Below are 24,114 nucleotides of genomic sequence, written 5' to 3'. Positions count from 1 at the left end.
CCGGATTCGGGTTCAGCCCGCCACCTTCACCCAGTCAAGGCTGCGCTCCACCGCCCTCTTCCACCCCTCGTACCCCTCCGCCCGCTGCTCCTCGCTCCAGCGCGGCTCCCACCGCCTGGACTCCTGCCAGTGGGTGCGCAGTTCGTCGGTGTCCTGCCAGAAGCCGGTGGCCAGTCCGGCCGCGTACGCCGCGCCGAGCGCGGTGGTCTCGGCGACCACCGGGCGGCTGACCGGCACCCCCAGCACATCGGCCTGGATCTGCATGCACAGGTCGTTGGCGGTCACCCCGCCGTCCACCTTGAGCACGTCCAGATGCACCCCGGAGTCCCGCTCCATCGCCTCGACCACGTCGCGGCTCTGGTAGCAGATCGCCTCCAGCGTGGCCCGCGCCAGATGTTCGTTGGTGTTGTAGCGGGCCAGGCCCACGATCGCGCCCCGGGCGTCGGAGCGCCAGTACGGGGCGAACAGTCCGGAGAAGGCCGGCACGAAGTACATGCCGCCGTTGTCCGCCACCGCGCCCGCCAGCCGCTCGCTCTCCGCCGCGTCCTTGATGATCTTCAGCTGGTCGCGGAGCCACTGCACGGCGGCCCCGGTGACGGCGATCGACCCCTCCAGGGCGTACACCGCGGGCGCGTCCCCGAACTGGTACGCCACCGTCGTCAGCAGCCCGTAGTGGGAACGGACCAGCTCGGTACCGGTATTGAGGACCAGGAAGTTACCCGTCCCGTAGGTGTTCTTCGCCTCGCCCGGCGAGAAGCAGACCTGCCCCACGGTCGCCGCCTGCTGATCGCCCAGCATCGCGGCGATCGGAATGGCGGCCCGCAGCGGCCGGGAGGTGCGGGCCTGGCCGAACGCCTCCGGGTGCGAGGAGGGGCGGATGGTCGGCAGCATCCGGCGCGGAATGCCGAAGATTCCCAGCAACTCGTCGTCCCAGTCCAGGGTCTCCAGATCCATCAGCATGGTGCGGCTGGCATTGGTCACATCGGTGGCGTGCACCCCGCCGTCCGGGCCGCCGGTCAGATTCCACAGCACCCAGGCGTCGGTGTTGCCGAACAGCGCGTGCCCCTGCTCGGCGGCCTCCCGTAGCCCGTCGACGTTTTCCAGCAGCCACTTCAGCTTGCCCCCGGAGAAGTAGGTGGCCGGCGGCAGGCCCGCCTTGCGCCGGATCACCTCGCCGTGCCCGTCCCGCTCCAGCGCCGCCGCGATGGTGTCGGTGCGGGTGTCCTGCCAGACGATGGCGTTGTAGTACGGGCGACCGGTCCGCGGATCCCAGACCACCGTCGTCTCACGCTGGTTGGTGATCCCGATGGCGTGCAGGTCATCGGGGGAGAGGCCACCGGCCCGCAGGGCGTTCTGGATCACCGTGTTGGTGCGCTCCCAGATCTCCACCGGATCGTGCTCGACCCACCCCGAACGCGGCAGGATCTGCCGGTGTTCGAGCTGGTGCCTGGCCACCTCGCTCCCGGAGTGATCGAAGATCATGAAACGGGTGCTGGTGGTTCCCTGATCCACCGCACCGACGAAGTCGGGCATCGCTGCTCCCTGACGTGATCACGAGTTCGTACGCACGGAAATGGGCGGCCGGAAACGCGGGGCCGAGCCTGATGGAGGCGGAGGCGGGGGTGAAGGGGAGGTCGGGCCGGAGCCTGATGGAGGCGGAGGCGGAGGCGGAGGTGAAGGGGAGGTCGGGCCGGATCAGCCCTCGTCCAGACGGGGCGTTTCGCCCACTTCCTGCTGCTCGGGGACCGGAAGGTAGCGGCTGATGAAGACCTTGTACACCGCCGCGCCCACCGGACCGCCGACCAGCGGGCCGACGATCGGCACCCAGAAATAGAGATCCCCGTACTGGTCGCGCCACGCTCCGCTGTAGCCGGTGAAGAACGAGGCCAGCCGGGGTCCGAAGTCACGCGCCGGGTTGATGGCGTACCCGGCATCCGTGCCCCAGGCCATGCCGATCGCCACCACGATGAGTCCGATGATGAACGGCGCGAGGTTGACGCCGGGCGGCGTGTTGAGCAGATCCGTGACGGCGAAGACCAGCATCACCAGGATCGCGGTGCCGATCACCTGGTCGCGCAGGGCGCCCAGGTCGCTGACCGGCAGCACCCCGTTGCCCGGCAGGGTGGAGAAGACCCCCTGCGTCTTGATGGTGTGCCCGGGGTCGGCCTTGGCCAGCACCTCGGTGTAGTTCCACCGCACCAGCAGCGCCGCCACGAAGGCGCCGGCCGTCTGCGCCACCGCGTACGGCGCGACCTTGCTCCACGGAAACCCCTTGAACATCGCCAGCGAGAGGGTGACCGCGGGGTTGATGTGCGCGCCGCTCAGCCGCGCCGCGACGTAGATGCCGAGGGTGACACCGAGCCCCCAGGCCCAGGCGATGCTGTCGTGATCGCCCAGCCCGCCGTCGGTCAGGATCCCGCCCGCCACGACCTGCGCGACCACACCGCAGCCGAAGAGGATGAGGATCATGGTGCCCGCGAACTCGGCGGCGAGTTCACCGATCAGCCCTGACCGTGTGAATCGTGAGGTCTGTTCAGACATGGGATACCCGCTTCCCGAGGGACCGGACGACGTCCCGTCCATCCTCGGCGCGGCCGCACCCCCCTGCCCGCCGAGTACGCCCATCCGGCCCCCCGGAACACCCCGACCGCAACGAGCGGGTCCCGGGCCGCCACGGCGACCCGGAACCCGCACCCGCATCCTCGTTACGCCTTACTCCTTCTCGCTACTTCTTCTCCGGACACTCCTTCCACCACAGCCGGTAGACCGTGTTGATGTCCCCGTCCGTGGAGTCCATCGCCATGAAGCTGGTGGTCGTGGCCGGATCCGAGGTGCCCGCGTTCACCCGCAGCTCGGTGTTGATGTTGAAGTTCCGCCGCTCACCGCACGGCGCCCAGACCACCGCACCGATGTCCGTCCGGTCGGTCTGCTGCCAGTTGTCGCTGAACGGGCCCCGGTACGGGTGGCTGCTCGGCACCGTCTGCGAGGAGCCCTGGAAGTAGTACGAAGCCTTCTGCATCGCGGTGGCGCCGCGCTCCAGATGCGCGAAGCCGCGGTAGTCCGCGCTGGCGATCGCGTACGTGAAGCCCTGCGGCACATACACGATCAGGTTGAGCTGGCAGTTCTTCCGGAAGTCGGTCGGCTGGGCCCCGACGCCCACCTTGGCGAGGTACTCGCTGTACGTCACGGTGAAGGCGGTGTTGTCCGGGGCGACAGCCACGGCCGCGGTCCCCGGGCGACACCCCGAGCCGTTGACCGTCGCGATCTCGATCTGCATCTTGTCCGGCGGGGCCACCGGCCCACCCTGGGCCTCAGCACCCTGCGCAGAGGCCGTCGATCCGCATAACGCCGCCAGCGCGGCGCCTGCGAGTAAGGCACGCTTCATGGTTCTCCGATCGAATGTGGTGATCGAATGTCGTTGGAGCGCGTCGACGGCGGTCAGCGGCGCCACTGACCGGCGTCGACCAAAGCCTTGGCTGCCATGACGTGTCGGCCGTACATGCCACACATGCCACACGAAGCCCATCCGCCCCTTTCCCCCACGGGGCCTGGAGAGCAGTCGAACCATAAGAGCGCCCGCACCCACCGTCCAGAGCGACAACCAGCCGGACCGGAATGCACCTCTTCGAGTGACACTGATGTTGCTAACTTCAATGTTAGTAACACTGATGTTAGCTTGTTTGGGTAAGTGGAGCAGCACGGAGAGTGGCGCCATGGGGAATTTCGTCGGCAGGCGGCAGGAGCTCGAATCGCTGACCCGCGAGCTGGACAAGGTAGCGGCCGGCGTGGGCGGGGAGCGCCCCGGCCGATGCCTGATGCTCCGAGGACGCCGGCGCGTGGGCAAGTCGCGCCTGGTCGAGCGGTTCGCTGAGCGGTCCGGTGCGCCGTTCCTCTTCTACACCGCCACCGGCGCGTCGCCCCGAGCCGATCTGGAGCGGCTTGCGCAGGACGCGCAGGCGTCCACTCTGCCGATGGCGGGTTTGCTGGCCGCCGCACGTCCAGCCGATTGGGGAGCGGCGCTCGATGTCCTCGCCGCGGCACTGCCACAGGACCGGCCGAGCGTCGTCGTCATGGATGAGGTGCCTTATCTGATGGATCCGGAGGGCTCCTTCGAGGGACTGCTGCAGCGCGCCTGGGACCGGGTGCTCGAGTCCCGACCGGTCCTGCTGATCCTCATCGGCTCGGATCTGTCGATGATGGAGGCGCTGAACAGCTACGGCCGCCCCTTCCATCAGCGCGGGCGGGAGATGGTGCTGGGCCCGCTCAACCCCGCGGAGGTGGGCGCGATGCTGGAACTCGACCCCGCCTCGGCCTTCGATGCGGCTCTGATCACCGGCGGACTGCCGCTGATCTGCGCGGAGTGGCCGCATGGCATGGGCGTCTGGGACTTTCTGGATTCCGCGCTGGTCGATCCGGTCTCGGCCCTGCTGGTGTCGGCGGAGCGATCACTGGCGGCGGAATTCCCTCAGCAGGCCCAGGCCCGTGCCGTTCTGTCGGCGATCGGCAGCGGAGAGCGGACGTTCACCAACATCGGCCGTGCCGCTGGCGGAATCGCGTCGACTCCGCTTCAGCGGTCGCTGGAGATCCTGGTCGAAAAGCGGGTGGTAGCCGCAGAACTCCCGCTGTCCACCCGTGCCTCGAAGGATCGCCGCTATCGGGTCGCCGATCCCTATCTCCGCTTCTGGCTGCGCTTCCTGGGGCCCGCGATGGAGGAGATCGAGCGAGGCCGTGGCGACCTGACCCTGCGACGGATCCGTGACCACTGGACGAGCTGGCGTGGCCGGGCCGTCGAGCCCCTGGTCCGGGAGTCGCTGGCGCGGCTCCTTCCCACCGCAGACCTCCCCGCCGCCCCGGCTCTGGGCGGCTACTGGACCCGTACCAACGATGTGGAGATCGACATCGTGGCAGCCGACCGCGCCCCGATCGCCAAGGAGCTGCTGTTCGTCGGTTCGGTCAAGTGGCTGGAGAACGCGCCTTTCGACCGCCACGACCTGGCTGCCCTTCACCGCCACCGCGCCGCCCTCACCCCGGATCCCGTGCCGCTGGTGGCGATCTCCCGCAGCGGCACCGACTGCACCGGCCTGGACGCGGCATTCGGCCCAGCCGACCTCCTCTCGGCCTGGCGCTCCTGACCGGGGCACGACGGAGAATCGGGCCAGACGGCGCTCAGGCCCCAGGCGCCCGGTAATCCACCTTCTTGCCTGCCGCCTCGTCGATCTCCTCGGCCGTCAGCAGCACGACCGTATTCGTGCGCACCCCGCCGGCCGCGGATGTGACCAGCCCCATCGCAGCAGCGGAAGCATTCCCCGGCAGCTCCACCGTGACGTAGACGTCCTCCTCGCCGAACGCCCAGTACATCGATTCCAGCCGGCCTCCCAGGCTCTCCACCATGCGCTCCACGACCTCCCGCCGCGCGGCACCGCCCTCCCGCAGCAGGCCCTTGAGCCCGTCCACGGTCAGCTTGACCTTGAAGAGGTACTTCGGCATGGATTCCGCCTCTCATCTACGTCTCGACCATCACCCCATCCGAATCCTCAGGCCGCTCCCCTTCCCCGTCGCGCCGATCGCGGCCATCCGGCCTACGCTCGCCCGACCCAGGCGGCATCGACCGTCGTTCGGACCAGGGGAATTCTCAGTCGGTGTGGTCGCGGCCGGTGCCTTCCTGCCGCTGGGCCCGACGGCGCACCACGGCGCGCATCGCACGGACCGCCCATAACGTCAGCGAGGCGCAAACCGCCGCCAGGTAGCCGCCGACCACGTCATGGGTCAGCAGATCGACAGCACTTCGATCAAGTTCAGGCATGGTGCCAGAGTCGCTGTTGCCTCGTGCCTCAGTACGGGCGCGGATTCTTCCGGATAACCGTGCGCTGTGGGCGGCCGAGCTGGAATGCTTTCGCACGGCTACGAACGGCTGTGAACGACTGGGAACAGCGAGACGCCACTGCCGTGTGACGGCTGGGGGCGGGGAGGGGAGCCGTGGGGCGAGCCGGCCGGTTGCGGATACCGGATCTGACACCAGGTTCAGCCCTGAGGCTCAAGCGCGCGCTGCACGATCTGCATCTACGAGCCGGGGCACCGTCGGTCGGGGAGATCGTGCGGGAGACGGGCAAGGCATACTCTCGGTCGGTCGTGCACGGCCTGTTCTCGGCCGAGGCCGTACCGAGGCGGGATCCGATGATGGCAGTCGCGGAGGCCCTGCTGCGCCGGGTGCGGAACGCGGACCCGGACCGGGAGATGGACCGCCTGCACATGCTCTGGCAGGAGGCCTGGGCCGACGACACCACCACCTCCGACCCCGCCGTCGGCCCGGGCTCCACACCGACGCCCCATGATTCGCCTCGCGGGCGCGTGCCCAAGCCTGAGCCCGTGCCCGCCACCGGCGCCGTGGGCGGAGACCGCACTCCGAACACCAAGCTGTCGGACCTGTTCAGCCTCTGTGGCTGGTCCAAAGGCGAGTTGGCCCGACTCGTAAACCAGCGGGCGGTGGAGATGGGCCACGCACCGCTCACTGTCGACGCCTCACGAGTCCGACGCTGGATAGAAGCCGGCGAGGTCCCACGCGCACCGATCCCGATGGTCCTGTCAGCGCTGTTCACCGAGCGACTCGGTCGCGTGGTGACCATCGAGGACCTGGGGATCCCGCTCTTCTCGAGCGCGCGCAAGTCGGCGTCGTCGGAGACCGGCACATTTCCGTGGTCGCCCGAGCGCACCGCGGCGGTCTTGGTCGAGTTCACCGGCATGGACCTTGAATGGGACCGGTCCTGTGTGGTCGTGGACACTCGCAGCGCTGTGATGCTTGAGTCCCCGCCTGTCACACCGGAGGAGGCTCTTGCCTCCGCCACCCGCCGCGAACGCCCACTCCCCACGTGTGCGCTCTGCGGGAACCGGCCCTTCGAACCCCTCTTATCGCCTATGGAGGCCAGGGGCGGAATCTGCCGTGCCTGTGCCCACGACGTGGCGCGCCTGCTGCAACGCTCCAGGTGAAGCGGCGCCGAACAGCATCCCCGCACTTGGCTCTACGAAGGCACGCTGGCGAGCCAGACGGCCACGCCACCATGGTGCGAGCAGGTACCGCGGCGGTGGGCGGAATAGCTGTATGTACCGTCGTTGCATTGGGCGGTGGCACCGGCGGGCGCCTGCTGCGAGCCGCCCGAGGACGAAGAAGAGCTGGAGTCGTCCCCCGAAGAGTCGGAGCCGTTGCTGGAGGAGTCGTCGCTGTAGTCGTCCCCGGTGCCCGCGACGGTTGATGAACTGTCGTCGTCGTAATCGTCCTCCACGCCGGAGACCGTTGAGGTGTCGCCTTCGTCGTAGGCGTCGCTGCCAGACCCCGCGGGGTCGTCGCAGGTTTCACCTTCGCTGGACTTGACCGTGTCGAACGTGAGCGTGTCATCGGTGCTCATCGTCTCGCCAGCCGCAGGTGTCTGGGCGCAGACCGTCCAGTTGCGATCCCAGAGCTGCATGCGGCCCTGGCCGGTGGCGTCCGTTGAGTCGAGGTGGTAGATCCCATCGTCCTGTGCCGCGTCCTGTGCTGCCTGGAGCCCCATACCGACGAAGTCTTCGACCTCGGCAGTCTTTGCCGCACCGTCGTCCACGGATGACCGGGACGATGGGGTTGATGACCGGGACGATGGGGTTGATGAGGACGGTGAGGTGGGCGAGGAGTCGTTGTTGTCGTCGCTCAAGGCACCGCATCCGCCGATTACGAGAAGTGCGGCCAGGATGATGCCGCAGCCGATGCGGGCGTTCTTCTTGTCCTCCGCCGTCGGCTGAGGTCTCTGGTTTCGGACCACGTACTGATCCCCCCTGCTACTGACTGCTGCGCGCTCCCCAGCGCGCAGGGCCCCGCTCTTCGCGCGGAGCGGTGCCCGCTTACGGCGGAGAGCAGGTGCCGTGAGGGCGATGACTCTAGCTTCGTACTGCCGAGTAGATGACCGTTCAATGGAAAGAAGAGGTACGGAGAGTGGCTGAGCAGGAACCATGAGCGGCGGTCGGTGGACACGACCATATTCAGCAGGCCACCGCCTGCGCGGACGGCGCTATCCGGCTCTACCGCCGCGCGGCGTTCGCTCACCAGTCCGTCGGCGACCTGTTCGCCGCCCACGTCGACCTCGCCCGCGACCACCTGCTCCTGGGCGACCTGGATGGCAGGTCCGCCGCATATGAAGCCGCTGTCACTGACCGGGGACGCGTCGCTGGAAGGGCCTACAAGAGCGGCCGGGACCTCGCCGCGCGGCAGGGGCGCTCTATCAGTGGAAACGTCGGCAGTGGGCCCAGAGCCGGAGGCCGCGCGGGGGGCCGGGACCGGGTGTGGCAAGGTATGCCGACAGCTCACGCCGGCCGTGCCTCGCGAGGGAGTCCGACCCGTGGTGCCTCCCGGGCTACGGCACCTGTGGCGACGCTCCGAAGCCGGACTGCTGCGTGCCGGGCGGAAGCATCCACCGTCCGGTTCCCATGCAACCTCGCAGGAGTACGCACGTGAACGGAAAGCGCCGCCGATTGCTGCTGGCGGCCATCGACCCCATGCTCGAGCCCGGGGAGCGGGTCGAGGTGGCGACGATCGTGAACCTGAGTTCGGTCTCGGTGCGCCGGACCGCCGCGTTCGCGGCAGCCTCGGCGATCGTGAGTGGTGGCGGGATGTCCGTCATCCCGGTACCGACGCCCATGTATCTGGCGATGACCGACCGTCGCTTCTTCGTCTTCCGGGCGAACCCGACCTTCGCCCGGCCGGAAGAGCACCTGATGACGATTCCGCGCGCCGGCCTCGTTCGCTCGGAGATCAAGGAGCGCCTGCTCAACTCGTCTTTCGTCGTTTCCTCGCCGGACAACGAGCAGGGCCTGAAGATCATCTTCCCGCTGGTCGGGCGCAAGGACCGGCACGCGATTGCGGCAGCCGTGCCCCTGGCAGGCTGACCGTCCCGGACGCGGGCGGAAGCGAGTGACCTGACAGCGGGGCGCTCAGCCACCGCCCGCCCGATGCGCCAAGCCCAGAGCCCCTTCCGCACACTGAGCGGAAGGGGCTCTGGGCTGTTGTCCTCTGTGGCCCAGGCAGATTCGACCTGCCGACACCCGCTTTGGGAGTTTCTGCCGCACGGATGCCTTCCTGGCAAGGCGTCAGTTTCCTGGTCCAGCCGCTGGAGACGGGGCCTGTTCAGGCAGCCCGACGGGTCATACCCAGGTCTGACCCGGCAGTTCAGCTCTTGGTCCGACGCTCCGCGGGGCCGGCGAAGGCATCGTCGTCGGCATGACGAACCCGACGAGATCCACGGTCACCCCGGCCGCGACGATCGGCGCCCGACTGCGTGGCGCGCTGCCTGTGGAGCGGCTGGAAGGCACCGGCTTCCCAGGACGTTGGGTGGGCGGGGCTGCCATGGTGCTCGGCCCACTCCTGATGCTGGCCGGCGCGTTGCTGCGGGCCCGCTTCCACTTCTTCTACCCCGACCAGCTCGCTGCGTACGAGCGGCATCCCACCCTGATGGCCACCGCATACGGCCTTTTCGCCGCGGGCAGCTTGCTGCTCTGGCCCGCTGTGGCGGTGGTGGCCGCGCGGATCGGGACCCGGAGCGCTGGCTGGGGCCTGTGGGGCGGGGTCCTGGTGATGTTCGGGCTGTTCGCCCGCGCCTTCCACGCAGGAGTGGACCACCTGGCCTTTCAGCTGGTGCGTTCACAGGGGGCTGAGGCTGCCACCGAGGCGGTTTCCGCCGGCTACGGAGCCTTCCACGTCTTCGCCGCGCTGAACCTCGCCATCCTCGCGGGGTGGATCGTCCTTGCCCTCGGGGCCTGGCGCACCGGGGTGCTCGGCCCGGTCCGTGCTGCCGCACTCGGCCTCACAGCGGCACTGCCCCTCGGAGTACTCAAGGGGACCACCCCTCTCTCGCTCGTGGCCTTGGCCGGACTGTGTGCCGGGCTGATGCCGCTGGGCCTGGCGCTGCTGCGCGAAGGGCCCCGTCCCAGCCGGAAGGCGGTGCTGCGCTGGGTGCCGCTGACCCTGGTGACGCTCGGGCTGATGGTGCTGCTCGGGCAGGCCGGCTGAGTGCGCCCGTACCGGTACGGTCGGGCCATGAAACCGAGGGGACAGCGCCATCTCTACGCCCTCGACCTCGGCGCGGCCCTGGCCCTGACCGCCGTGTACATCGGCTTCGCCCGGCTGACCGCCGACGACGGCCAACCCGCCTACACAGGTCCGATCTGGCTCGGCTGCCTGATCGCCGCCGCTGTCGGCCTGCCGATCGCCGTACGCCGCCGTTGGCCGCTCGCGGTCCTGGGGACCGTGCTCGCGGCCCTGGTCGCGGCGTCGCTCCTCGACATCCCTCGCGAGCCGTACACCGCCGCCGGTCTGGCGGCCTACCTCGTCGGACTGGCCGAGCCCGCCCGCCGGTCCGTGCCCGCACTCGCGGTGACCCTGCCGGTGGCGTGCGGCGCCGTCTACCTCGGCGAGGCGGTGGTCACCCCCGCCGAGGACTGGCGGGGTGCCGTTGGAGTGGCCGGGCTGGTGCTGCTGGTGATCGGCGGGTCCTGGGGCGTGGGGTTCACCGTGCGCGGCCGTCGGGTCGAGGCCGGGCGGGAAGAGAGGCGCCAGTCGGAGCGCGCGCTGGCCGAGGAGCGCCTGCGGATCGCCCGCGAGCTGCACGACATCGTCTCGCACAACCTCAGCCTGATCGCCGTCAAGGCGGGCGTCGCCGGGCATGTGGCGGAGGCCGACCCGCAGGAAGCGCGGGCCGCGCTCAAGGTCATCGAGGAGACAAGCCGCTCCGCGCTGGTCGAGATGCGGCGCACGCTCGGCGTGCTGCGCACCGAGGGCGCGCCCCTGGGGCCTGCACCGGGCCTCGACCGCCTCGGCTCGCTCGCCGCAGAGGCGAACCGCGCGGGGGTGGACGTCGACCTGACGGTGCACGGTACGCAGGGCCTGGCGGAGGGCACACAGCTGACCATCTACCGGATCGTCCAAGAGGGCCTCACCAACGCGGTCCGGCACGCCGCCCCGACCCGTTGTCAGGTCGCGGTCGAGGCGGATGCGCGCGAGATCCGCATCGACATCGTGGACGAGGGCCCATCGCCCGGACGCCCACCGGCCAACCGCCAACTGGCAGGCGGACATGGTCTTCTGGGGATGCGCGAACGGGCGATGATGTACGGCGGCAGTTTCGAGGCGGGGCCCCGGCAGGAGGGCGGCTTCTCGGTGTCCGTCCGACTGCCCGCCGAAGGGAGGTGACAGCCATGACTGACCAGTCCCAGGTCCGGGTGCTGGTCGCCGACGACCAGGCGATGGTGCGCGGCAGCTTCCGCGTCCTTGTCGACCACACGCCCGGCATGACCGCCGCGGGTGAGGCCGCGGATGGAGCGGAGGCCGTGGAACTCGCCTGCCGCGAACGGCCGGACGTCGTGCTGATGGACGTACGCATGCCAAAGCTGGACGGCATCGAGGCGACCCGGCAGATCTGCTCGGACCCGGCCCTGTCCGGCGTCCGCGTCCTCATCCTCACCACCTTCGACCTGGACGAGTACGTCTACGCCGCCCTGCGCGCCGGCGCCGCGGGCTTCCTGCTGAAGGACACCCCGCCGACCGAGGTCCTCACCGCCATCGGCGTTGTCGCTGCGGGCGAGGCACTGCTCGCCCCCTCGGTGACCCGCCGCCTGATCGCGGAGTTCGCCCGCCGCCCAGAGCCGACGCGACCGCCGAGCCACTCACTGGACGCGATAACCAACCGCGAGCTGGAGGTACTCGGCCTGATCGCCCGAGGCCTGTCCAACACGGAGATCGCAGAGCACCTCCACCTGAGCCTGGCCACGGTCAAAACCCACATCGGGCGCCTGCTCGCCAAACTGCACGCACGCGACCGCGCCCAGCTCGTGATCGTCGCCTACGAGACCGGGCTCGTGGGCGACCGCCGACGTGGAGTCTGACGTTCACAGGACGGCCGGCCGTCATCGGAGCCCCGAGGCGCGCGCACCTCATGTGCGCCGCGAGAACGAAGGGCCCTGCCGCCCACTAGAGCGACAGGGCCTCTGACCTGCTACTTCTCTGTGCCCCCGGGCAGATTCGAACTGCCGACACCCGCTTTAGGAGAGCGGTGCTCTATCCCCTGAGCTACGGAGGCGGGGATTCATCGCCACAGTGTAGCGGGTGGTTAGCCGACAGCTGCCTGACGCCGGAGAGGGGTGAGTTTTCGCAGGTCGGAGGGGGTGGTGGGCGGTGCGGGTGCGGGCCCGGCCGGGGGAGCGGCCGGGCCCGCATGCGGAGAGGCGGGGTCTCCTCCTGGGCCCGCCCCGTCGGGTCACGTGGCGGGGCGGGTGGGGGCGAAGGGGGCCAGGGGGTTGTTGAGGGTGCCGATGAGCTGGAGGGCGGCGGAGGGGTCGGAGAGGTCGACCATCTGCTGGTTGTTGCGGAGCTGGAGGCGGTTGAGGCAGGAGAGGGCGAAGCGCTCGGCGAACATGTCGTAGCGGCGGAACTTGTCGGCGAGGTGGGGGACGGACTGCTCGTAGTCGGTGACGCACTCGGCGACGGTGCGCCAGAAGGTCGTCTCGTCGAGGGTGCCGTCGGTGTGGAGCTGGGCGCTCAGGAAGCGGAAGAAGCAGTCGAAGACGTCGGTGAAGAGGGAGAGGATCTTGTGATCCTCGGGGATGTCGGCGCGGATGCGCTGGACGGCGGGCGGAAGGGCCGCGTCCGGGTCCATGACGACGATCTCCTCGGCGATGTCCTTGAAGATCACGCGCCGGACCGTGCCGTCCTCGCCGAGCACCATGATGACGTTCTCGCCGTGCGGCATGAACGCCAGGTCGTAGGCGTAGAAGCTGTGGAGGAGCGGGGTGAGGTAGGCGGCCAGGTAGCGGCGCAGCCATTCCTCGGGGCGCAGGCCGGAGCGGGCGATGAGGGCGGCGGCGAGGGAGCGGCCCTCCCGGTCGGTGTGGAGGAGGGAGGCCATGGTGGCCAGGCGCTCGCCGGGTTCCAGGCGGGGCACCGGGCTCTCGCGCCAGAGGGCGGCCAGCATCTTGCGGTACGGGGAGTAGCGGTCGGTGGCGGCCTCGTACTGGCGGTGGCGGTACCCGATGGCCGCGCGCTCGCGGATGATCGTCAGACCGGTGGCGCGGAGGATCTCGTCGGAGGAGACGAGGGTGGCGAGCCAGTCGTTGATGGCCGGGGTCGCCTCCATGTACGCCGCGGACAGGCCGCGCATGAAGCCCATGTTCAGGACGGACAGCGCGGTCTTGACGTAGTGCTTGGCGGGGGCGCTGGTGTTGAAGAAGGTGCGGATGGACTGCTGGGCGAGGTAGGTGTCGTCACCCTCGCCGAGGAAGACCAGGCGGCGCTGGGCGACCTCGGCGGCGAAGGTCACCGAGGTCTTGTTCCACCACTGCCAGGGGTGGACCGGGATCAGGTGGTAGTCGGCGAGGTCCAGGCCGAGGTCGGACATGGTGCGGGCGAAGCGCGCCAGCTGCTCCTCGCCGAGCTCCTCGCGTATCAGGGTGTCGTAGTCGAGGTCGGCGGCGGAGGTGAAGGTGGAGTGGGAGCGGTGGGCGGCCAGCCAGATCAGCCGGACCGGGGCCGCGGCCTCCGGGGCGTAGGCGTGGTACTCGTGGGCGCCGAAGCCGAGCCGGCCGTTGTTGGCGACGAAGCAGGGGTGGCCCTCGGTCATGCCGGTCTCGATGGCCTGGAAGTCGCCCGATGTGGCGAGCTCGTCGGCGGACAGCTCGGGCTTGGCGAGCTTGTAGGCGGCGCCGGCCAGGGTGGAGCTGATCTCCTCCAGGTAGACGGGGAGGATGGCGTCGCTCAGGCCCAGCGTGTGGCGCAGCTCGATGAAGAAGTCCAGGGCGTCGAGGGGGAGTTCCACGCCGTCGCGGTACCGGGTGATGCTGTCGACGTCGACCTGCCAGTGGTCCAGGGAGAGCAGGCGGGCCTGGAAGCGGTACTCCGTTCCACCGCTGTTGCCGGCTGACGCGGTGGCGTCGTCGGGGCCGTGGTCGTGGGCGCGGACCGACCAGCCGCCGTCCGGCAGCGGCTCGGGCTGGAGCAGGCGCTCGTGGGCGAATTCGGCCAGCGCCTTGCGGATCAGCTGCCGGCCGGCGCGCTCCCACAGCTCGGGGGTGAGGTGCGCGACGGCGGCCCGGGCGTCGGGCGGAGCGGCGGCCGGGGTGGCCAGGGCGGACGCGGGCGCGGGGGCGGCGGCCAGGGCGTCGGGCAGGGCGGGGGCCGGGGCGGAGGCGGTCTGGGCGGCGGGGGTCATGCGGATACTCCTTGGGGGGCGGCCACTCGGGCGGCCAGGAACTGCTCGCGGGTGCAGAAGCTCAGCAGGGCGTCCTTCTCCGGCTTGCGGATGGGGCCGACGGGCTCGAAGCCGACCACGGCGTTGAGCGCGTGCACCGCGGTGTTGCGGACATCGGGCTCCACCACGACGCGGCGGGTGCCCGGATCGGTGAAGAGCAGCTCCATGACGGTGGTGATCACCGCGCGGGTGAAGCCGTGCAGCGGGGTGTCGGTGGGCGCGCACAGGAAGTGCATGCCGACGTCGCCGGGGTCCGGCTCGTACAGCCCGACCAGTTCCACCCGCGACGGGTCGTACCGCTCGACCAGGAAGGCCGGGCGGTCCTGGTGCAGGCCGATGAACGCCTCGTGGTACGGGTTCTCGTGGATGGCGCGGTACTCGCGCGCCACCTGCGCCACGTCCATCCCCTGCATCAGCCAGAAGGCCGCCTTGGGGTGGGTGACCCAGCCGTGCAGCAGTTCCGCGTCGGCGTCCGGGTCCAGTCGGCGTACGGAGAAGTCGCCGAGCCAGGTGTCGGTGCGGGTGAAGACGGTCTCGGACGTCTCGGAGAACTGAGAGGTCTCAGGCATCGGTCCGGCCTCCCTGCGGCGCGCCGAACTCCTGGAAGGCGATGGACTTCTCGATCGGATAGACCTCGCGGCCGAGCAGCTCACGGATGATCCAGGAGTTGCGGTACGGGCCCATGCCCAGGTCGGGGGAGGTGATGCTGTGTGCGTGGGTGCCGGCGTTCTGCAGGAAGATGCCGCGTCCGGTGGTGTCGATGCTGTAGTTGCGGGCGACGTCGAAGCGGCCGTGGCCGTCCCAGCGGATGCGGTCGCGGACCGGCTCCAGGAAGTCCGGGGTCCGGTAGCGGTAGCCGGTGGCCAGCACCAGGCCCTGCGTGGTGAGCGAGAAGTCCCGCTGCTGCTCGGTGTGGCGCAGGCCCAAGGTGTACGTACCGGACTCCTCGTCCCAGGAGGCGGTGTCCAGCGCGGTGTTGGTGAGCAGCCGGGTGGGGACGGGGCCGGTCACGCTCTTGGTGTAGAGCAGGTCGTAGATGCTGTTGATCAGCTCCGCGTCGATGCCCTTGAACAGGCTCTTCTGCTCGGTCTCCAGGCGGTAGCGGGTGTCCTCCGGCAGCGCGTGGAAGTAGTCCACGTACTCCGGGGAGGTCATCTCCAGCGTCAGCTTGGTGTATTCGAGCGGGAAGAAGCGCGGGGAGCGGGTCACCCAGTTGAGCCGGTAGCGGTGGGTGTCGATGTCGGCGAGCAGGTCCTGGTAGATCTCGGCGGCGCTCTGACCGCTGCCGACGACGGTGATGGACTCCTTGGCCTGGAGCGCGGCCTTGTTCGCCAGGTAATGCGCGTTGTGGACGACGTCGCCGCCCAGCCCCTGGCAGGCGTCCGGTATGTACGGCGGGGTGCCGGTGCCCAGGACCAGGTGCCGGGCCCGGTGGGTGGTGGTCTCGCCGGTGGCGGTCTGCCGGGCGTGGACGGTGTAGAGCCCGTCCCGCTCGTCGTACTCGACTCCGGTCACGGTGTGGCCGAAGCGGACGCCGCGCAGCCGGGCGGCGGCCCAGCGGCAGTAGTCGTTGTACTCGGCGCGCAGCGGATAGAAGATCTCGCGGATGTAGAAGGAGTACATCCGCCCTGAGTCCTTCAGGTAGTTGAGGAAGGAGTACGGGGAGGTGGGGTCGGCCAGGGTGACGAGGTCGGCCATGAAGGGGGTCTGGAGGGTGACGCCGTCGAGCAGCATGCCGGGGTGCCAGTCGAACTCCGGCTTGCTCTCCAGGAACAGGCCGTCGAGTTCGTCGATGGGCTCGGTCAGGCAGGCCAGGCCCAGGTTGTAGGGCCCGAGGCCGATGCCGATGAAGTCATGGGTGGACATGCGGTGTTCCTTCAGCTGGCGCGGCGGGCGGGCGCCGGGGTGGTGCGGGCGGTGGTGGGGGTCATGCCGGGGGTGGCGGTACGGGACTCGGTGTCGGTGCCGGTGAGGCGGTCGTTGAGGTAGCGGCCGGCGTGCTCGGCGAGCAGGTCGAGGACGATGGCGATGTCGTCCAGCGAGGTCTCCGGGTTGAGCAGGGTGAATTTCAGGTAGTGGACGCCGTCGACGGTGGTCCCGGCGACGACGGCCTCACCGGAGGCGGCGAGCGCCTCCCGGGCGTGCAGATTGGCCTCGTCGGCCAGGTTCCGGGCCGGCCCCTCCGGCGGCAGGTAGCGGAAGACCAGGGTGCTGAGCTGGGATTTGGTGACCACCTCGAAGCGCGGGTCCTCGTCCAGCAGCTGCCACGCCTCGGCGGCCCGGTCCACCACCTCGTCGAAGAGGTCGCCGATGGCGTCGGCGCCCATGACGCGCAGCGTCAGCCAGAGCTTGAGCGCGTCGAAGCGGCGGGTGGTCTGGATCGACTTGTCGACCTGGTTGGGGATGCGCTGCTCGACCATCCGCGCCGGGTTGAGGTAGTCGGCGTGGTACGTGGCGTGCCGCAGCGTGGCGGCGTCGCGGACCAGCACCGCGCTGGAGCTGACCGGCTGGAAGAAGGACTTGTGGTAGTCGACGGTCACCGAGTCGGCGCGCTCGATGCCGTCCAGCAGGTGGCGGCGGGTGCGGGAGGCCAGCAGTCCGCAGCCGTACGCGGCGTCCACGTGGAACCAGGTCTCGGCCCAGGCGCACAGGTCGGCGATCTGCGGCAGGGGGTCGATGGAACCGAAGTCGGTGGTTCCGGCGGTGGCGACCACCGCCATCACGGTCAGGCCCTCGCGGCGGCAGCGGTCCAGCTCGCGGGCGAGTGCCGCGGGCCGCATCCGGCGGCTGGGGTCGGTCTCCACCGGAATGACCGCGTCCTGGCCGAGTCCGAGCAGTTTCGCCGACTTCTTGACGCTGAAGTGGCTGACCTCGGAGGCGAGGATGCGCAGCCGCGGCAGGACCTCGTGCAGGTCGAGCGGCTCGGCGGAGTTCTTCCGGATCCGCAGCACGGCCTCTTCACGGGCCAGCAGCAGCGCCTGGAAGTTGGACTGGGTGCCTCCGCTGGTGAAGATGCCGTCGGCGTGCGGGCCCAGGCCGATGCGCTCGGCCGTCCAGTCGATCATCCGGCGCTCGATGAGCGTGCCGCCGGCGCTCTGGTCCCAGGTGTCCAGCGAGGAGTTGACCGCCGACAGCACCGCCTCGCCGAGCAGCGCCGGGATCACCACGGGGCAGTTGAGGTGGGCGAGGTAGCGCGGGTGGTGGAAGTAGACCGCGTCCTGGAGGTAGACGTCCTCCAGCTCGCCGAGCGCGGCGGCCGGGTCGCCCAGTGGCCGGTCCAGGTCGATGCCCGAGATGCGCGGTGCCAGCTCGGCTGGGGTGACGCCGGTGAACGGGCGGTCGACACGGGCGACCGTGCCGGCCACCAGGGCCACACCGTCGGCGATGGTGCGCCGGTACTCCGCCGCGGTGCGCCCGTTGAACAGGTGGGAGCGGGCGGACGGGGTGTCCGCCGACCCCGGCAGGGCGGCTGTCGCGGCGTCTGACGAGGTGTCCTCAGCGGTCGGCGCGAGGGGAGTCACGGTCTGTCCTTTCCGGGTCCGGGCGTGCGTGGGCCCTGGGGCGGGCATGGGGGTGCCCTGGCGATGGCGTGCGGATGTGCCCAGGCCGTCGCGAGGAGGCGTCACGGCATGGGGGAATGGCCCAGCGGCGGGGGTGAGGAGGCCGGGGCTCGGCGCGCGGCGATGTGGGGTGTGGGGTGTGGGCGCGCGGGGTGGGGTGTGGTGAGTGGCCGGGTGGGGTGGGTGGTGGGGAGTGACGGGCTGTGGTGGGTGGCGGGTGACGGGGCGGGGGTGGTGGCTTGCGAGTCGGTCAGCGCTCGGTGGCGCCGGCCAGGGCTTCCTCCACGAGCTGTTCCTCGGTGGTGCCGCGGCGCCAGTAGCCGGTGAAGGTGATCGCGGTGCGGTCGATGCCCCGCTCGCCGGTCAGGTGGCGGCGCAGCGCCCGCACCGTGCCGGATTCGCCCGCGATCCAGGCGTACGGCGTGCCCGGGGGCAGTTCGGCGGCGCGGACCGCGTCCAGGACGAGGTCGGTGCGCCGGCCGGTGGCGGTGTCCCGCACCAGCCAGGTGATCTCGGCGTTCGCCGCGGTGGCCAGCTGCTGGATGTCCTCGGGGTGCGGGACCTCGATCCAGACCCGGGCCGGGGTGCCCTCCGGGAGTGTCTCCAGGATTCCGGCGACCGCGGGCAGCGCGGTCTCGTCGGCGGTGAGCAGCACCCAGTCGGTGCCCGGCGGCGGGCGGAAGTCGATGCCGGCGTTGTCGGCGACCACCGGGCCCAGCAGGATGGCCGCGTCGCCCGGCTCGGCCCGGGCGGCCCAGTCTGCGGCCGGTCCGGCCGCGTGCAGGCCGGGGGCAGCGCTCCCGTGCAGCGCGAAGTCGACGTCGACCTCGGTGGATCCGTCGGCCGTGGTGCGCTGCGCGCGCACCGTGTACGAGCGCATGATGCCGCGCTCGGCCGGGTCCATGGCCCGCCAGACGGGGAACCAGTTCTCACCGGCCTCGATCGGCACCACCGGGGCGTTCTGGCCGGGGTGCGGCAGGAAGATCTTGAACCGCTGGTCGCGGCCGCCGGAGGCGAAACCGTCCAGCGGTCCGCCGAAGGTGACCCGGACCATGGAGCGGCCCACGGCCTCGGTCCGTACGACGCGGGAGTCGAAGAAGCGGAAGGGGACGGCGGCGGGGGCGGCCGTGGGGGTGGCCGGGGCGGCCGTCGCCGCGGTGTCGGTGATGGTCATGTGAGAGGGACTTCCTTTCACGTGCCGTGGGGGGTGCTGATCGGTGCGGTGTTCACCGCATCGAGGTGCCGGGGGATGTCGCTGGAGCCCTGCGCGGCCGTGGTGCGCCGCGGTGGCGGCCGGCCGACGGAGAGGACGGCCGGCCGCCGGGGCGTCAGCGGACCTTCTTGGCGTCCTGGATGGCCTTGGTCAGGGCCTCCAGGAGCGGGGCGGAGCCCGCGTAGCTGAAGCGGGGCTCGCTGCTCCACGGGGTGATCTGACCGGCCTTGACGGCGGGCAGCTGCGCCCAGGTGGGCTTGGACTTGAGGTCCTTGGGCTGAAGGGTCCCGGTCCGGTTGTCCAGGAAGATCAGGTCCGCGTCGTACTTGTCCGCGTTCTCCCAGCTCAGCTCCTCGTAGTAGCCGCCCTGGCTGGTCTTTTCGGGCACCACGAAGTCGACGCCGAGCTCGCGGAAGTAGATCAGGTCGGCGTTGATCTCGGGGTTGGAGACGTAGAAGAGGTCGGCGCTGCCGGAGCAGGCCATGACCTTGATGCGGCTGGACTTGGCGGTCCGGCGCAGCGTCTCGGCGGCCTTCTCGAAGCGGGCCTTGGCGTCCACGACCTTCTTGGCCTTCAGATCGGCGCCCAGGGACGCGGCCAGCTCGGCGTAGCGCCTGATGGGCTCGAGCAGGGAGACCCGGCCGGTGGTGATCGCGACGCTCTTGGCCAGCGAGAGGATCTTGTCCTTGGAGTCATCCGGGATGTAGAAGAGCGCGCCCGGGTCGAACATGTTGGTGATCAGCAGCTCGGGGCCCAGCTCGGCGTACTTCTCGACGTTGAACTGCCCCCAGACGTTGCCCAGGTTGGTCACCTTGTCGATGTCGACCTCGCCGGCCTGCACGTCCGGCTTGCCGTTCTCCAGCTTGGTGGGGCCGAAGACGCCGACGATCTGGTCGTCGATGCCGAAGTCGTGGAGGGCGGCGGCGGATCCGATGTAGGCGACGATCTTCTGCGGGGTGCTGCCGAGGCTGACCTTCGTCTTCCGGTCGTCCGTGAACGACCAGGGGCCCTTCTCGGCGCCGCCCTTGGAGCTGCCCGACGCGGATCCCTTTTTGTCGTTGCTGCCGCAGGCGGTGACCAGGGCGCCGAGACCGGCGGCGCCGCCGGCGGCGAGCAGACCGCGACGGGACAGAGTGAGGGATCTGGCGTGCGACATGGCGAGGTCTTTCTCTCAAGGCGGGCACGGGGACGGGCCCCTGGACCAAGTTCGAAGTTAGGTTAGCCTAACCAAAGAGCTTGTCCAGCGGGGGGTCCCCGGTCGCCCCGGGTGCGTACCTCGCGATACGGCTTGGTGTGACGGGTCTTGAGGTGCGGGCCTTGCGGTGTGGGGCCCGGCGTTTCGGGCCTCGCGCCAGGGGTGCCGGTCCGTCAGCCGCCGAACTGCCAGACGACGGAGTTGTCGGCGGTCACCAGGGCGGCCAGGACGATCAGGTCCGCCACGCCGAGCGCCATGCCGAGCGCCGCCCGGCCCCGGCGGCGGGTGCCGCGCGCCAGGGCGAGCCCGCCCAGGATCAGTGCGCAGGGTCCGAAGACCAGGTTGAACAGCAGCAGGCCGATCAGGCCCATCACGAAGGACGCGACGGCCATGCCGTCGGCGTCCGCGCGGCGACGGGCCTTCCCCGCCAGGGAGTTGGCGGCCGGTGCCGGGGTGCGGGTGGATCGGGTGGATGCGGTGAGGTTCATCGGTCAGCTCCTGTTCTGCGCGAGACGCTCGCGGACGAAGAAGATGAGCAGCCAGGCGCCGATCACGGCGGCCGCGACCAGGAAGACCGGGAGCGGAGTGTGTGCCGCCGCGCCCAGGAGGATTCCCATCAGGAGGAGGACTGCGACGAGGAGGATCATGTGCGGCCTTTCTCGGGTGGAATGTGGCCTGCGTGTTTCGTTTCAGTGAACAGTTGGGATGACAACTGTTCACTGACGCCTCCATCGTACGCTGGCCAAAGTGAGAGAACGGTTGTTTACTGAATGACATGAGTCACACCGTCGGGGTCAGGCAGGCCCAGAAACAGAAGACCCGGCAGGCCCTGCTGGACGCGGCGCTGCGGCTGCTGGAGGAGCAGAGCCTGAGCAGCCTGGGCCTGCGCGAGGTCACCCGGGTGGTGGGCGTGGCGCCCGCCGCGTTCTACCGGCACTTCCGCGACATGGCCGACCTGGGCGTGGCGCTGGTGGAGGAGTCGCTGGGCAGTCTGCACCGGGTGATCCGCGCGATACTCGCCGAGCAGGACGGTGACGACGGCCGGATCGACGGCTCGGTGCGGGCCGTCGCCGAGCACGTCCGTACCCACCCCGCCCATGTCCGCTTCATCGCGCGCGAGCGGCACGGTGGGGTGCGTCCGGTGCGGGAGGCGATCGCCGCCGAGCTCGGGCGGTTCGCCGACGAGGTCGCGGAGGCCTTCGCCCCGGGGCTGACGGCGGAGGGCTGGAGCGCGGCGGACATCCGGATGCTCGCCCAACTCCACGTGGACCACATGGTGATGACCGCGACGGCCTTCCTGGAGGCCCGGGCGACGCGCCCGGGCGAGACCCCGGGGGCGGGGGCGGGGGAGCGGGCAGGAGCGGAAGCGGGCGCGGGCCTGGAGGCGACGGGCGCGGGCCCCGGGCCGGGCGGCGGTGCGGAGTCCGGCATGGGCGCCGCCGGCGCGGTCTCCGGGCTGGACGCCGGTGCCACCGAGGACGAGCGGCGCATCGCCGCCATCGCCCGCAAGCAGCTGCGGCTGATCGCTATCGGCCGCCGCCACTGGCGCGACGGGTGACCTTCACCCGGTAATCGCCGTTCGTCTCGCGGCCGGTGACGGCGATGCGGATGCCGTTCGCGGTGTCGTCCAGGGACTGGCCCGGCAGGAACGTCGCGTCGCTGAGCTGCGGGTGCACGTTCGGCTCCTCGGTGCAGCCCGCGCCGTCCGGGGCGCTGTCCATCACCGAGATCGGGCCCTCGCCGGAGTCCCGGCGGGCGTCCACCCAGGAGATCAGGACGCCGGGCTTGCACACCCCGTCGTCGTTCCCCTCGTTGGTCCGCACCTCGACGGTGTAGCCGCCGAAGGCCGAGACCGGCACGTAGAGGAGTCTGGCCCCGTCCGGTCGGCCGGTCCGGCCGAGGGGGCCGACCCGGTGGACCGAGGTGCCGGGTGCGGCCGCGCACCGGACCTGGCCGGCGGTCAGCCAGCCCAGCTTCCATTTGTGCCAGGCGAGCAGGTCGTTGCCCGGGCCCCAGTCCTCGGACATCACGTCCCAGTGCCCGGCCTTGCCTCCGCCGTCCGCGGTGTAGAGGTCGGGCAGGCCGAAGGCGTGGCCGTTCTCGTGCGGCAGTACCCGGAATCCGTTGGCGGCGAACGAGCCCGTGCCGTCGTCCTGCCGGCTGTAGATGAAGGAGACGTTGGAGAGCGGCACGCCGTCGGCGGTGGGTGCCTCGTCGTTCCCGGCGAAGGTCACCGACAGCACGGTCTGCGCCGCCTGCGGCCCGGCGTTCGGTGTGATCAGTACGTTGACCAGGTCGTATCGCCGGAAGTCCACCAGCGGGTCGGCCGCCTTTGCGATGTCGCGCACCAGCTTGCGGTAGCCGGGATCGAACGGGCTGCCGCGCTTGATGCCGTAGGCGCGGAAGGCGCGCGGCATCCGCAGCCAGCGGTCGATCGGGGCCTTCGGCCGGTAGTCGAGCCGCCCGTACGAGGAGCGGGTGAACCACTGAGTGGTGCGCGGGAAGAACTCGGCGAAGCGCTGCCGGGCGGTGCCCTCGCCGTGCACGTCCGGGAAGTCGATCATGAGGGTGAGCGCATGGACCGTGCCGACGCTGCGGCTGTGGCCGGGGCCGGTCGGCATCCCCTCGGAGAGCTGGACCCCCTTGACCGGGGCGAGGGTGCAGGAGGGGCGGCGGTCGGGAGTGGTGGCGCCGGGCAGGGCCGGGGCGCGGACCGAGGGCGGTGCCGCGAGGCCGCCGGGGGTGCGGGTGGAGGCGGCGGGCGCCGCGTGGGCGAGGAGCAGGACGGCGGTGGCGGTGAGCACGGCCCTGCGGCCGGACCGTCGATCGCCCTGCGGGCGTATCCGGGTCCGTCGGCCGGGGGCCCCGCGTATTCGGGGGCGGGTTCGCTTCATTGCCGCCAACGGTGCGGCGGGGCGGTGGACAGGCGCTCGCGAGGCGCGGCCGAACGGGTGGCATCCCTGCTCCGCGCGGACGGATTCCGGCTTCCGCGGGTGTGAAACCCTGGAATCATGAGATGTGATGTAGGTCACATTGATTCGCGAAATTTCCGGGGACCGTCTCCCCGTTTAACCGGATGCCAACGAAAACGGGGACTCAATCCCCGGAAGCAAGGGAAGGAGTGCCCGTGGCCGCCAGGACCGCCGAGAGGACGCCGCAGCCCCGGCTGCGCGCGGACGCGCTGCGCAATCGGGAGCGGATCATCGCGGCAGCCCGCGAGGTGCTCGTCGAGTACGGCACGGACGTACCGCTCGATGAAATCGCTCGACGCGCAGGCGTCGGCAATGCCACGATCTATCGGCACTTCGCGGACCGTCGCGAGCTGATCCACCATGTCACCCTCTCGGTCATGGACCGCATCGCGGACCAGGCCGAGCAGGCCCGAGCCGAGGAGCCCGATGCCTTCCAGGCACTGCGGCACTTCGTGCACGCGGCCGCCGACGAGCGGATCGGGGCCCTGTGCCCGCTGCTCTCCGACGGTGTCATCGATAAGGAGCACCCTGACCAAGTCGCCGCGCGCGACCGGCTGGTGGCCGGTATCGAGACCCTCATGGGGGCCGCGCGCGACACCGGCCAGCTGCGCACCGACATCGACGTCGGTGACCTGATGGTCGCCCTGACCCAGCTCACCCGGCCGCTGCCCGGTTGGGGGCAGTCCGGCAGGACGGAGCCCGGGGAAGGCTGCATGAGCTTCGACCAATTCGTGCACCGGCATCTCCAGCTGTTCCTGGACGGCCTGATGACGCCGGCGCGCTCCGAACTCCCCGGCTCCGCCACGACATTGGAGGATCTGCGACGCAGGCAGTGATGCCCGTCCTTGCCAGACCACCTGCCGGACACCTGTCCTGACAGTTCTTGAGTGCCGCGCCCCGTGATGCCTTCAGGGCG

Annotated in this window: 22 protein-coding genes, 1 tRNA gene and 1 pseudogene; 8 read left to right on the top strand and 16 right to left on the bottom strand. The window is 70.4% G+C overall.

The annotated features are described in order from the left end of the window. Nucleotides 1-12 precede the first annotated feature (12 nt). From glpK to AC4BDD_RS10860, 3 genes are all read right to left on the bottom strand, one after another. The gene (gene glpK / locus AC4BDD_RS10870; RefSeq protein WP_490690791.1) at nucleotides 13-1,533 is read right to left on the bottom strand and encodes a glycerol kinase GlpK; all 1,521 of its coding nucleotides are present in this window, start codon (nucleotides 1,531-1,533) and stop codon (nucleotides 13-15) included. Between the two features lie 162 nt (nucleotides 1,534-1,695). Continuing rightward, nucleotides 1,696-2,541 (bottom strand): MIP/aquaporin family protein, encoded by an 846-nt coding sequence (locus AC4BDD_RS10865; RefSeq protein ID WP_490690790.1) that lies wholly within the window; start codon nucleotides 2,539-2,541, stop codon nucleotides 1,696-1,698. A 184-nt stretch (nucleotides 2,542-2,725) separates the two neighbouring features. After that, nucleotides 2,726-3,385 (bottom strand): DUF4360 domain-containing protein, encoded by a 660-nt coding sequence (locus tag AC4BDD_RS10860; protein ID WP_490691740.1) that lies wholly within the window; start codon nucleotides 3,383-3,385, stop codon nucleotides 2,726-2,728. Nucleotides 3,386-3,713: 328 nt separating this feature from the next. Between AC4BDD_RS10860 and AC4BDD_RS10855 the strand changes: the two genes are divergently transcribed. Beyond that, nucleotides 3,714-5,132: an ATP-binding protein gene (locus AC4BDD_RS10855; RefSeq protein ID WP_490691739.1), complete on the top strand. Its 1,419-nt coding sequence runs from the start codon at nucleotides 3,714-3,716 to the stop codon at nucleotides 5,130-5,132. A 34-nt stretch (nucleotides 5,133-5,166) separates the two neighbouring features. Here AC4BDD_RS10855 and AC4BDD_RS10850 read toward each other — a convergent pair whose 3' ends face one another. Both AC4BDD_RS10850 and AC4BDD_RS10845 read right to left on the bottom strand, forming a co-directional pair. Further along, nucleotides 5,167-5,487 (bottom strand): GYD domain-containing protein, encoded by a 321-nt coding sequence (locus AC4BDD_RS10850; RefSeq protein ID WP_490690789.1) that lies wholly within the window; start codon nucleotides 5,485-5,487, stop codon nucleotides 5,167-5,169. A gap of 145 nt (nucleotides 5,488-5,632) precedes the next feature. Continuing rightward, nucleotides 5,633-5,803: a hypothetical protein gene (locus AC4BDD_RS10845; protein WP_490690788.1), complete on the bottom strand. Its 171-nt coding sequence runs from the start codon at nucleotides 5,801-5,803 to the stop codon at nucleotides 5,633-5,635. Between the two features lie 581 nt (nucleotides 5,804-6,384). On the opposite strand from AC4BDD_RS10845, the pseudogene AC4BDD_RS10840 reads away from it, so the two are divergent. Further along, nucleotides 6,385-6,771, top strand: a pseudogene (locus AC4BDD_RS10840) (DNA-binding protein NsdB); the annotation flags it as partial. 245 nt (nucleotides 6,772-7,016) lie between these two features. On the opposite strand, the gene AC4BDD_RS10835 reads toward AC4BDD_RS10840, so the two are convergent. Further along, nucleotides 7,017-7,790, bottom strand: coding sequence for a DUF3761 domain-containing protein (locus tag AC4BDD_RS10835; RefSeq protein ID WP_490690787.1), 774 nt, complete (start codon nucleotides 7,788-7,790; stop codon nucleotides 7,017-7,019). 685 nt (nucleotides 7,791-8,475) lie between these two features. On the opposite strand from AC4BDD_RS10835, the gene AC4BDD_RS10830 reads away from it, so the two are divergent. From AC4BDD_RS10830 to AC4BDD_RS10815, 4 genes are all read left to right on the top strand, one after another. Beyond that, nucleotides 8,476-8,910 (top strand): hypothetical protein, encoded by a 435-nt coding sequence (locus AC4BDD_RS10830; protein WP_490690786.1) that lies wholly within the window; start codon nucleotides 8,476-8,478, stop codon nucleotides 8,908-8,910. 331 nt (nucleotides 8,911-9,241) lie between these two features. Beyond that, a complete protein-coding gene (locus AC4BDD_RS10825) occupies nucleotides 9,242-10,030 on the top strand; it encodes a hypothetical protein (protein WP_490690785.1) in 789 nt (262 codons plus the stop codon). A gap of 27 nt (nucleotides 10,031-10,057) precedes the next feature. Next, the gene (locus tag AC4BDD_RS10820) at nucleotides 10,058-11,209 is read left to right on the top strand and encodes a sensor histidine kinase (RefSeq protein ID WP_490690784.1); all 1,152 of its coding nucleotides are present in this window, start codon (nucleotides 10,058-10,060) and stop codon (nucleotides 11,207-11,209) included. Between the two features lie 5 nt (nucleotides 11,210-11,214). After that, nucleotides 11,215-11,901, top strand: coding sequence for a response regulator (locus AC4BDD_RS10815; protein ID WP_490690783.1), 687 nt, complete (start codon nucleotides 11,215-11,217; stop codon nucleotides 11,899-11,901). Nucleotides 11,902-12,022: 121 nt separating this feature from the next. On the opposite strand, the gene AC4BDD_RS10810 is transcribed toward AC4BDD_RS10815, so the two are convergent. The 9 genes from AC4BDD_RS10810 to AC4BDD_RS10770 form a co-directional block, all read right to left on the bottom strand. Next, nucleotides 12,023-12,095 (bottom strand) — tRNA-Arg (locus tag AC4BDD_RS10810). A 177-nt stretch (nucleotides 12,096-12,272) separates the two neighbouring features. Beyond that, on the bottom strand, nucleotides 12,273-14,219 hold the full coding sequence (locus tag AC4BDD_RS10805) for an IucA/IucC family protein (RefSeq protein WP_490690782.1): 1,947 nt from the start codon (nucleotides 14,217-14,219) through the stop codon (nucleotides 12,273-12,275). Then, nucleotides 14,216-14,827 carry a GNAT family N-acetyltransferase gene (locus tag AC4BDD_RS10800; RefSeq protein ID WP_490690781.1) on the bottom strand — a complete coding sequence of 204 codons (612 nt, stop codon included), beginning with the start codon at nucleotides 14,825-14,827 and terminating at the stop codon, nucleotides 14,216-14,218. The genes AC4BDD_RS10805 and AC4BDD_RS10800 overlap by 4 nt, the downstream gene beginning before the upstream one ends. After that, on the bottom strand, nucleotides 14,820-16,124 hold the full coding sequence (locus AC4BDD_RS10795) for a lysine N(6)-hydroxylase/L-ornithine N(5)-oxygenase family protein (protein WP_490690780.1): 1,305 nt from the start codon (nucleotides 16,122-16,124) through the stop codon (nucleotides 14,820-14,822). The genes AC4BDD_RS10800 and AC4BDD_RS10795 overlap by 8 nt, the downstream gene beginning before the upstream one ends. A gap of 11 nt (nucleotides 16,125-16,135) precedes the next feature. Next, a complete protein-coding gene (locus AC4BDD_RS10790) occupies nucleotides 16,136-17,779 on the bottom strand; it encodes a pyridoxal phosphate-dependent decarboxylase family protein (protein WP_490690779.1) in 1,644 nt (547 codons plus the stop codon). Nucleotides 17,780-18,068: 289 nt separating this feature from the next. Continuing rightward, nucleotides 18,069-18,992: a siderophore-interacting protein gene (locus tag AC4BDD_RS10785; RefSeq protein ID WP_490690778.1), complete on the bottom strand. Its 924-nt coding sequence runs from the start codon at nucleotides 18,990-18,992 to the stop codon at nucleotides 18,069-18,071. A 154-nt stretch (nucleotides 18,993-19,146) separates the two neighbouring features. After that, nucleotides 19,147-20,187 carry an ABC transporter substrate-binding protein gene (locus AC4BDD_RS10780; RefSeq protein WP_490690777.1) on the bottom strand — a complete coding sequence of 347 codons (1,041 nt, stop codon included), beginning with the start codon at nucleotides 20,185-20,187 and terminating at the stop codon, nucleotides 19,147-19,149. Nucleotides 20,188-20,399: 212 nt separating this feature from the next. Next, nucleotides 20,400-20,714 carry a DUF4190 domain-containing protein gene (locus AC4BDD_RS10775; protein ID WP_490690776.1) on the bottom strand — a complete coding sequence of 105 codons (315 nt, stop codon included), beginning with the start codon at nucleotides 20,712-20,714 and terminating at the stop codon, nucleotides 20,400-20,402. A gap of 3 nt (nucleotides 20,715-20,717) precedes the next feature. Continuing rightward, nucleotides 20,718-20,873, bottom strand: coding sequence for a hypothetical protein (locus AC4BDD_RS10770; protein ID WP_490690775.1), 156 nt, complete (start codon nucleotides 20,871-20,873; stop codon nucleotides 20,718-20,720). 128 nt (nucleotides 20,874-21,001) lie between these two features. Between AC4BDD_RS10770 and AC4BDD_RS10765 the strand changes: the two genes are divergently transcribed. Beyond that, a complete protein-coding gene (locus AC4BDD_RS10765) occupies nucleotides 21,002-21,784 on the top strand; it encodes a TetR family transcriptional regulator (protein WP_490690774.1) in 783 nt (260 codons plus the stop codon). On the opposite strand, the gene AC4BDD_RS10760 is transcribed toward AC4BDD_RS10765, so the two are convergent. Then, complete coding sequence (locus AC4BDD_RS10760; protein WP_490690773.1) at nucleotides 21,753-23,120, bottom strand: M6 family metalloprotease domain-containing protein; 1,368 nt, start codon at nucleotides 23,118-23,120, stop codon at nucleotides 21,753-21,755. The genes AC4BDD_RS10765 and AC4BDD_RS10760 overlap by 32 nt on opposite strands. Nucleotides 23,121-23,353: 233 nt before the next feature. On the opposite strand from AC4BDD_RS10760, the gene AC4BDD_RS10755 reads away from it, so the two are divergent. Next, the gene (locus tag AC4BDD_RS10755; RefSeq protein ID WP_490690772.1) at nucleotides 23,354-24,034 is read left to right on the top strand and encodes a TetR/AcrR family transcriptional regulator; all 681 of its coding nucleotides are present in this window, start codon (nucleotides 23,354-23,356) and stop codon (nucleotides 24,032-24,034) included. Nucleotides 24,035-24,114 lie beyond the last annotated feature (80 nt).

Source organism: Streptomyces sp. JLBT605, assembly GCF_058215555.1.
Note: the sequence above shows the minus strand (reverse complement) of the source record. Positions and strands in the feature narration are given on the sequence as shown.

Coding starts and splice junctions, on each gene's coding strand:
- AC4BDD_RS10775 (WP_490690776.1), bottom strand. CDS start 20,714: ATGAACCTCACCGCATCCACCCGATCCACCCGCACCCCGGCACCGGCC.
- AC4BDD_RS10865 (WP_490690790.1), bottom strand. CDS start 2,541: ATGTCTGAACAGACCTCACGATTCACACGGTCAGGGCTGATCGGTGAA.
- AC4BDD_RS10825 (WP_490690785.1), top strand. CDS start 9,242: ATGACGAACCCGACGAGATCCACGGTCACCCCGGCCGCGACGATCGGC.
- AC4BDD_RS10770 (WP_490690775.1), bottom strand. CDS start 20,873: ATGATCCTCCTCGTCGCAGTCCTCCTCCTGATGGGAATCCTCCTGGGC.
- AC4BDD_RS10845 (WP_490690788.1), bottom strand. CDS start 5,803: ATGCCTGAACTTGATCGAAGTGCTGTCGATCTGCTGACCCATGACGTG.
- AC4BDD_RS10805 (WP_490690782.1), bottom strand. CDS start 14,219: ATGACCCCCGCCGCCCAGACCGCCTCCGCCCCGGCCCCCGCCCTGCCC.
- AC4BDD_RS10760 (WP_490690773.1), bottom strand. CDS start 23,120: ATGAAGCGAACCCGCCCCCGAATACGCGGGGCCCCCGGCCGACGGACC.
- AC4BDD_RS10800 (WP_490690781.1), bottom strand. CDS start 14,827: ATGCCTGAGACCTCTCAGTTCTCCGAGACGTCCGAGACCGTCTTCACC.
- AC4BDD_RS10765 (WP_490690774.1), top strand. CDS start 21,002: ATGAGTCACACCGTCGGGGTCAGGCAGGCCCAGAAACAGAAGACCCGG.
- AC4BDD_RS10860 (WP_490691740.1), bottom strand. CDS start 3,385: ATGAAGCGTGCCTTACTCGCAGGCGCCGCGCTGGCGGCGTTATGCGGA.
- glpK (WP_490690791.1), bottom strand. CDS start 1,533: ATGCCCGACTTCGTCGGTGCGGTGGATCAGGGAACCACCAGCACCCGT.
- AC4BDD_RS10815 (WP_490690783.1), top strand. CDS start 11,215: ATGACTGACCAGTCCCAGGTCCGGGTGCTGGTCGCCGACGACCAGGCG.
- AC4BDD_RS10785 (WP_490690778.1), bottom strand. CDS start 18,992: ATGACCATCACCGACACCGCGGCGACGGCCGCCCCGGCCACCCCCACG.
- AC4BDD_RS10820 (WP_490690784.1), top strand. CDS start 10,058: ATGAAACCGAGGGGACAGCGCCATCTCTACGCCCTCGACCTCGGCGCG.
- AC4BDD_RS10855 (WP_490691739.1), top strand. CDS start 3,714: ATGGGGAATTTCGTCGGCAGGCGGCAGGAGCTCGAATCGCTGACCCGC.
- AC4BDD_RS10850 (WP_490690789.1), bottom strand. CDS start 5,487: ATGCCGAAGTACCTCTTCAAGGTCAAGCTGACCGTGGACGGGCTCAAG.
- AC4BDD_RS10795 (WP_490690780.1), bottom strand. CDS start 16,124: ATGTCCACCCATGACTTCATCGGCATCGGCCTCGGGCCCTACAACCTG.
- AC4BDD_RS10780 (WP_490690777.1), bottom strand. CDS start 20,187: ATGTCGCACGCCAGATCCCTCACTCTGTCCCGTCGCGGTCTGCTCGCC.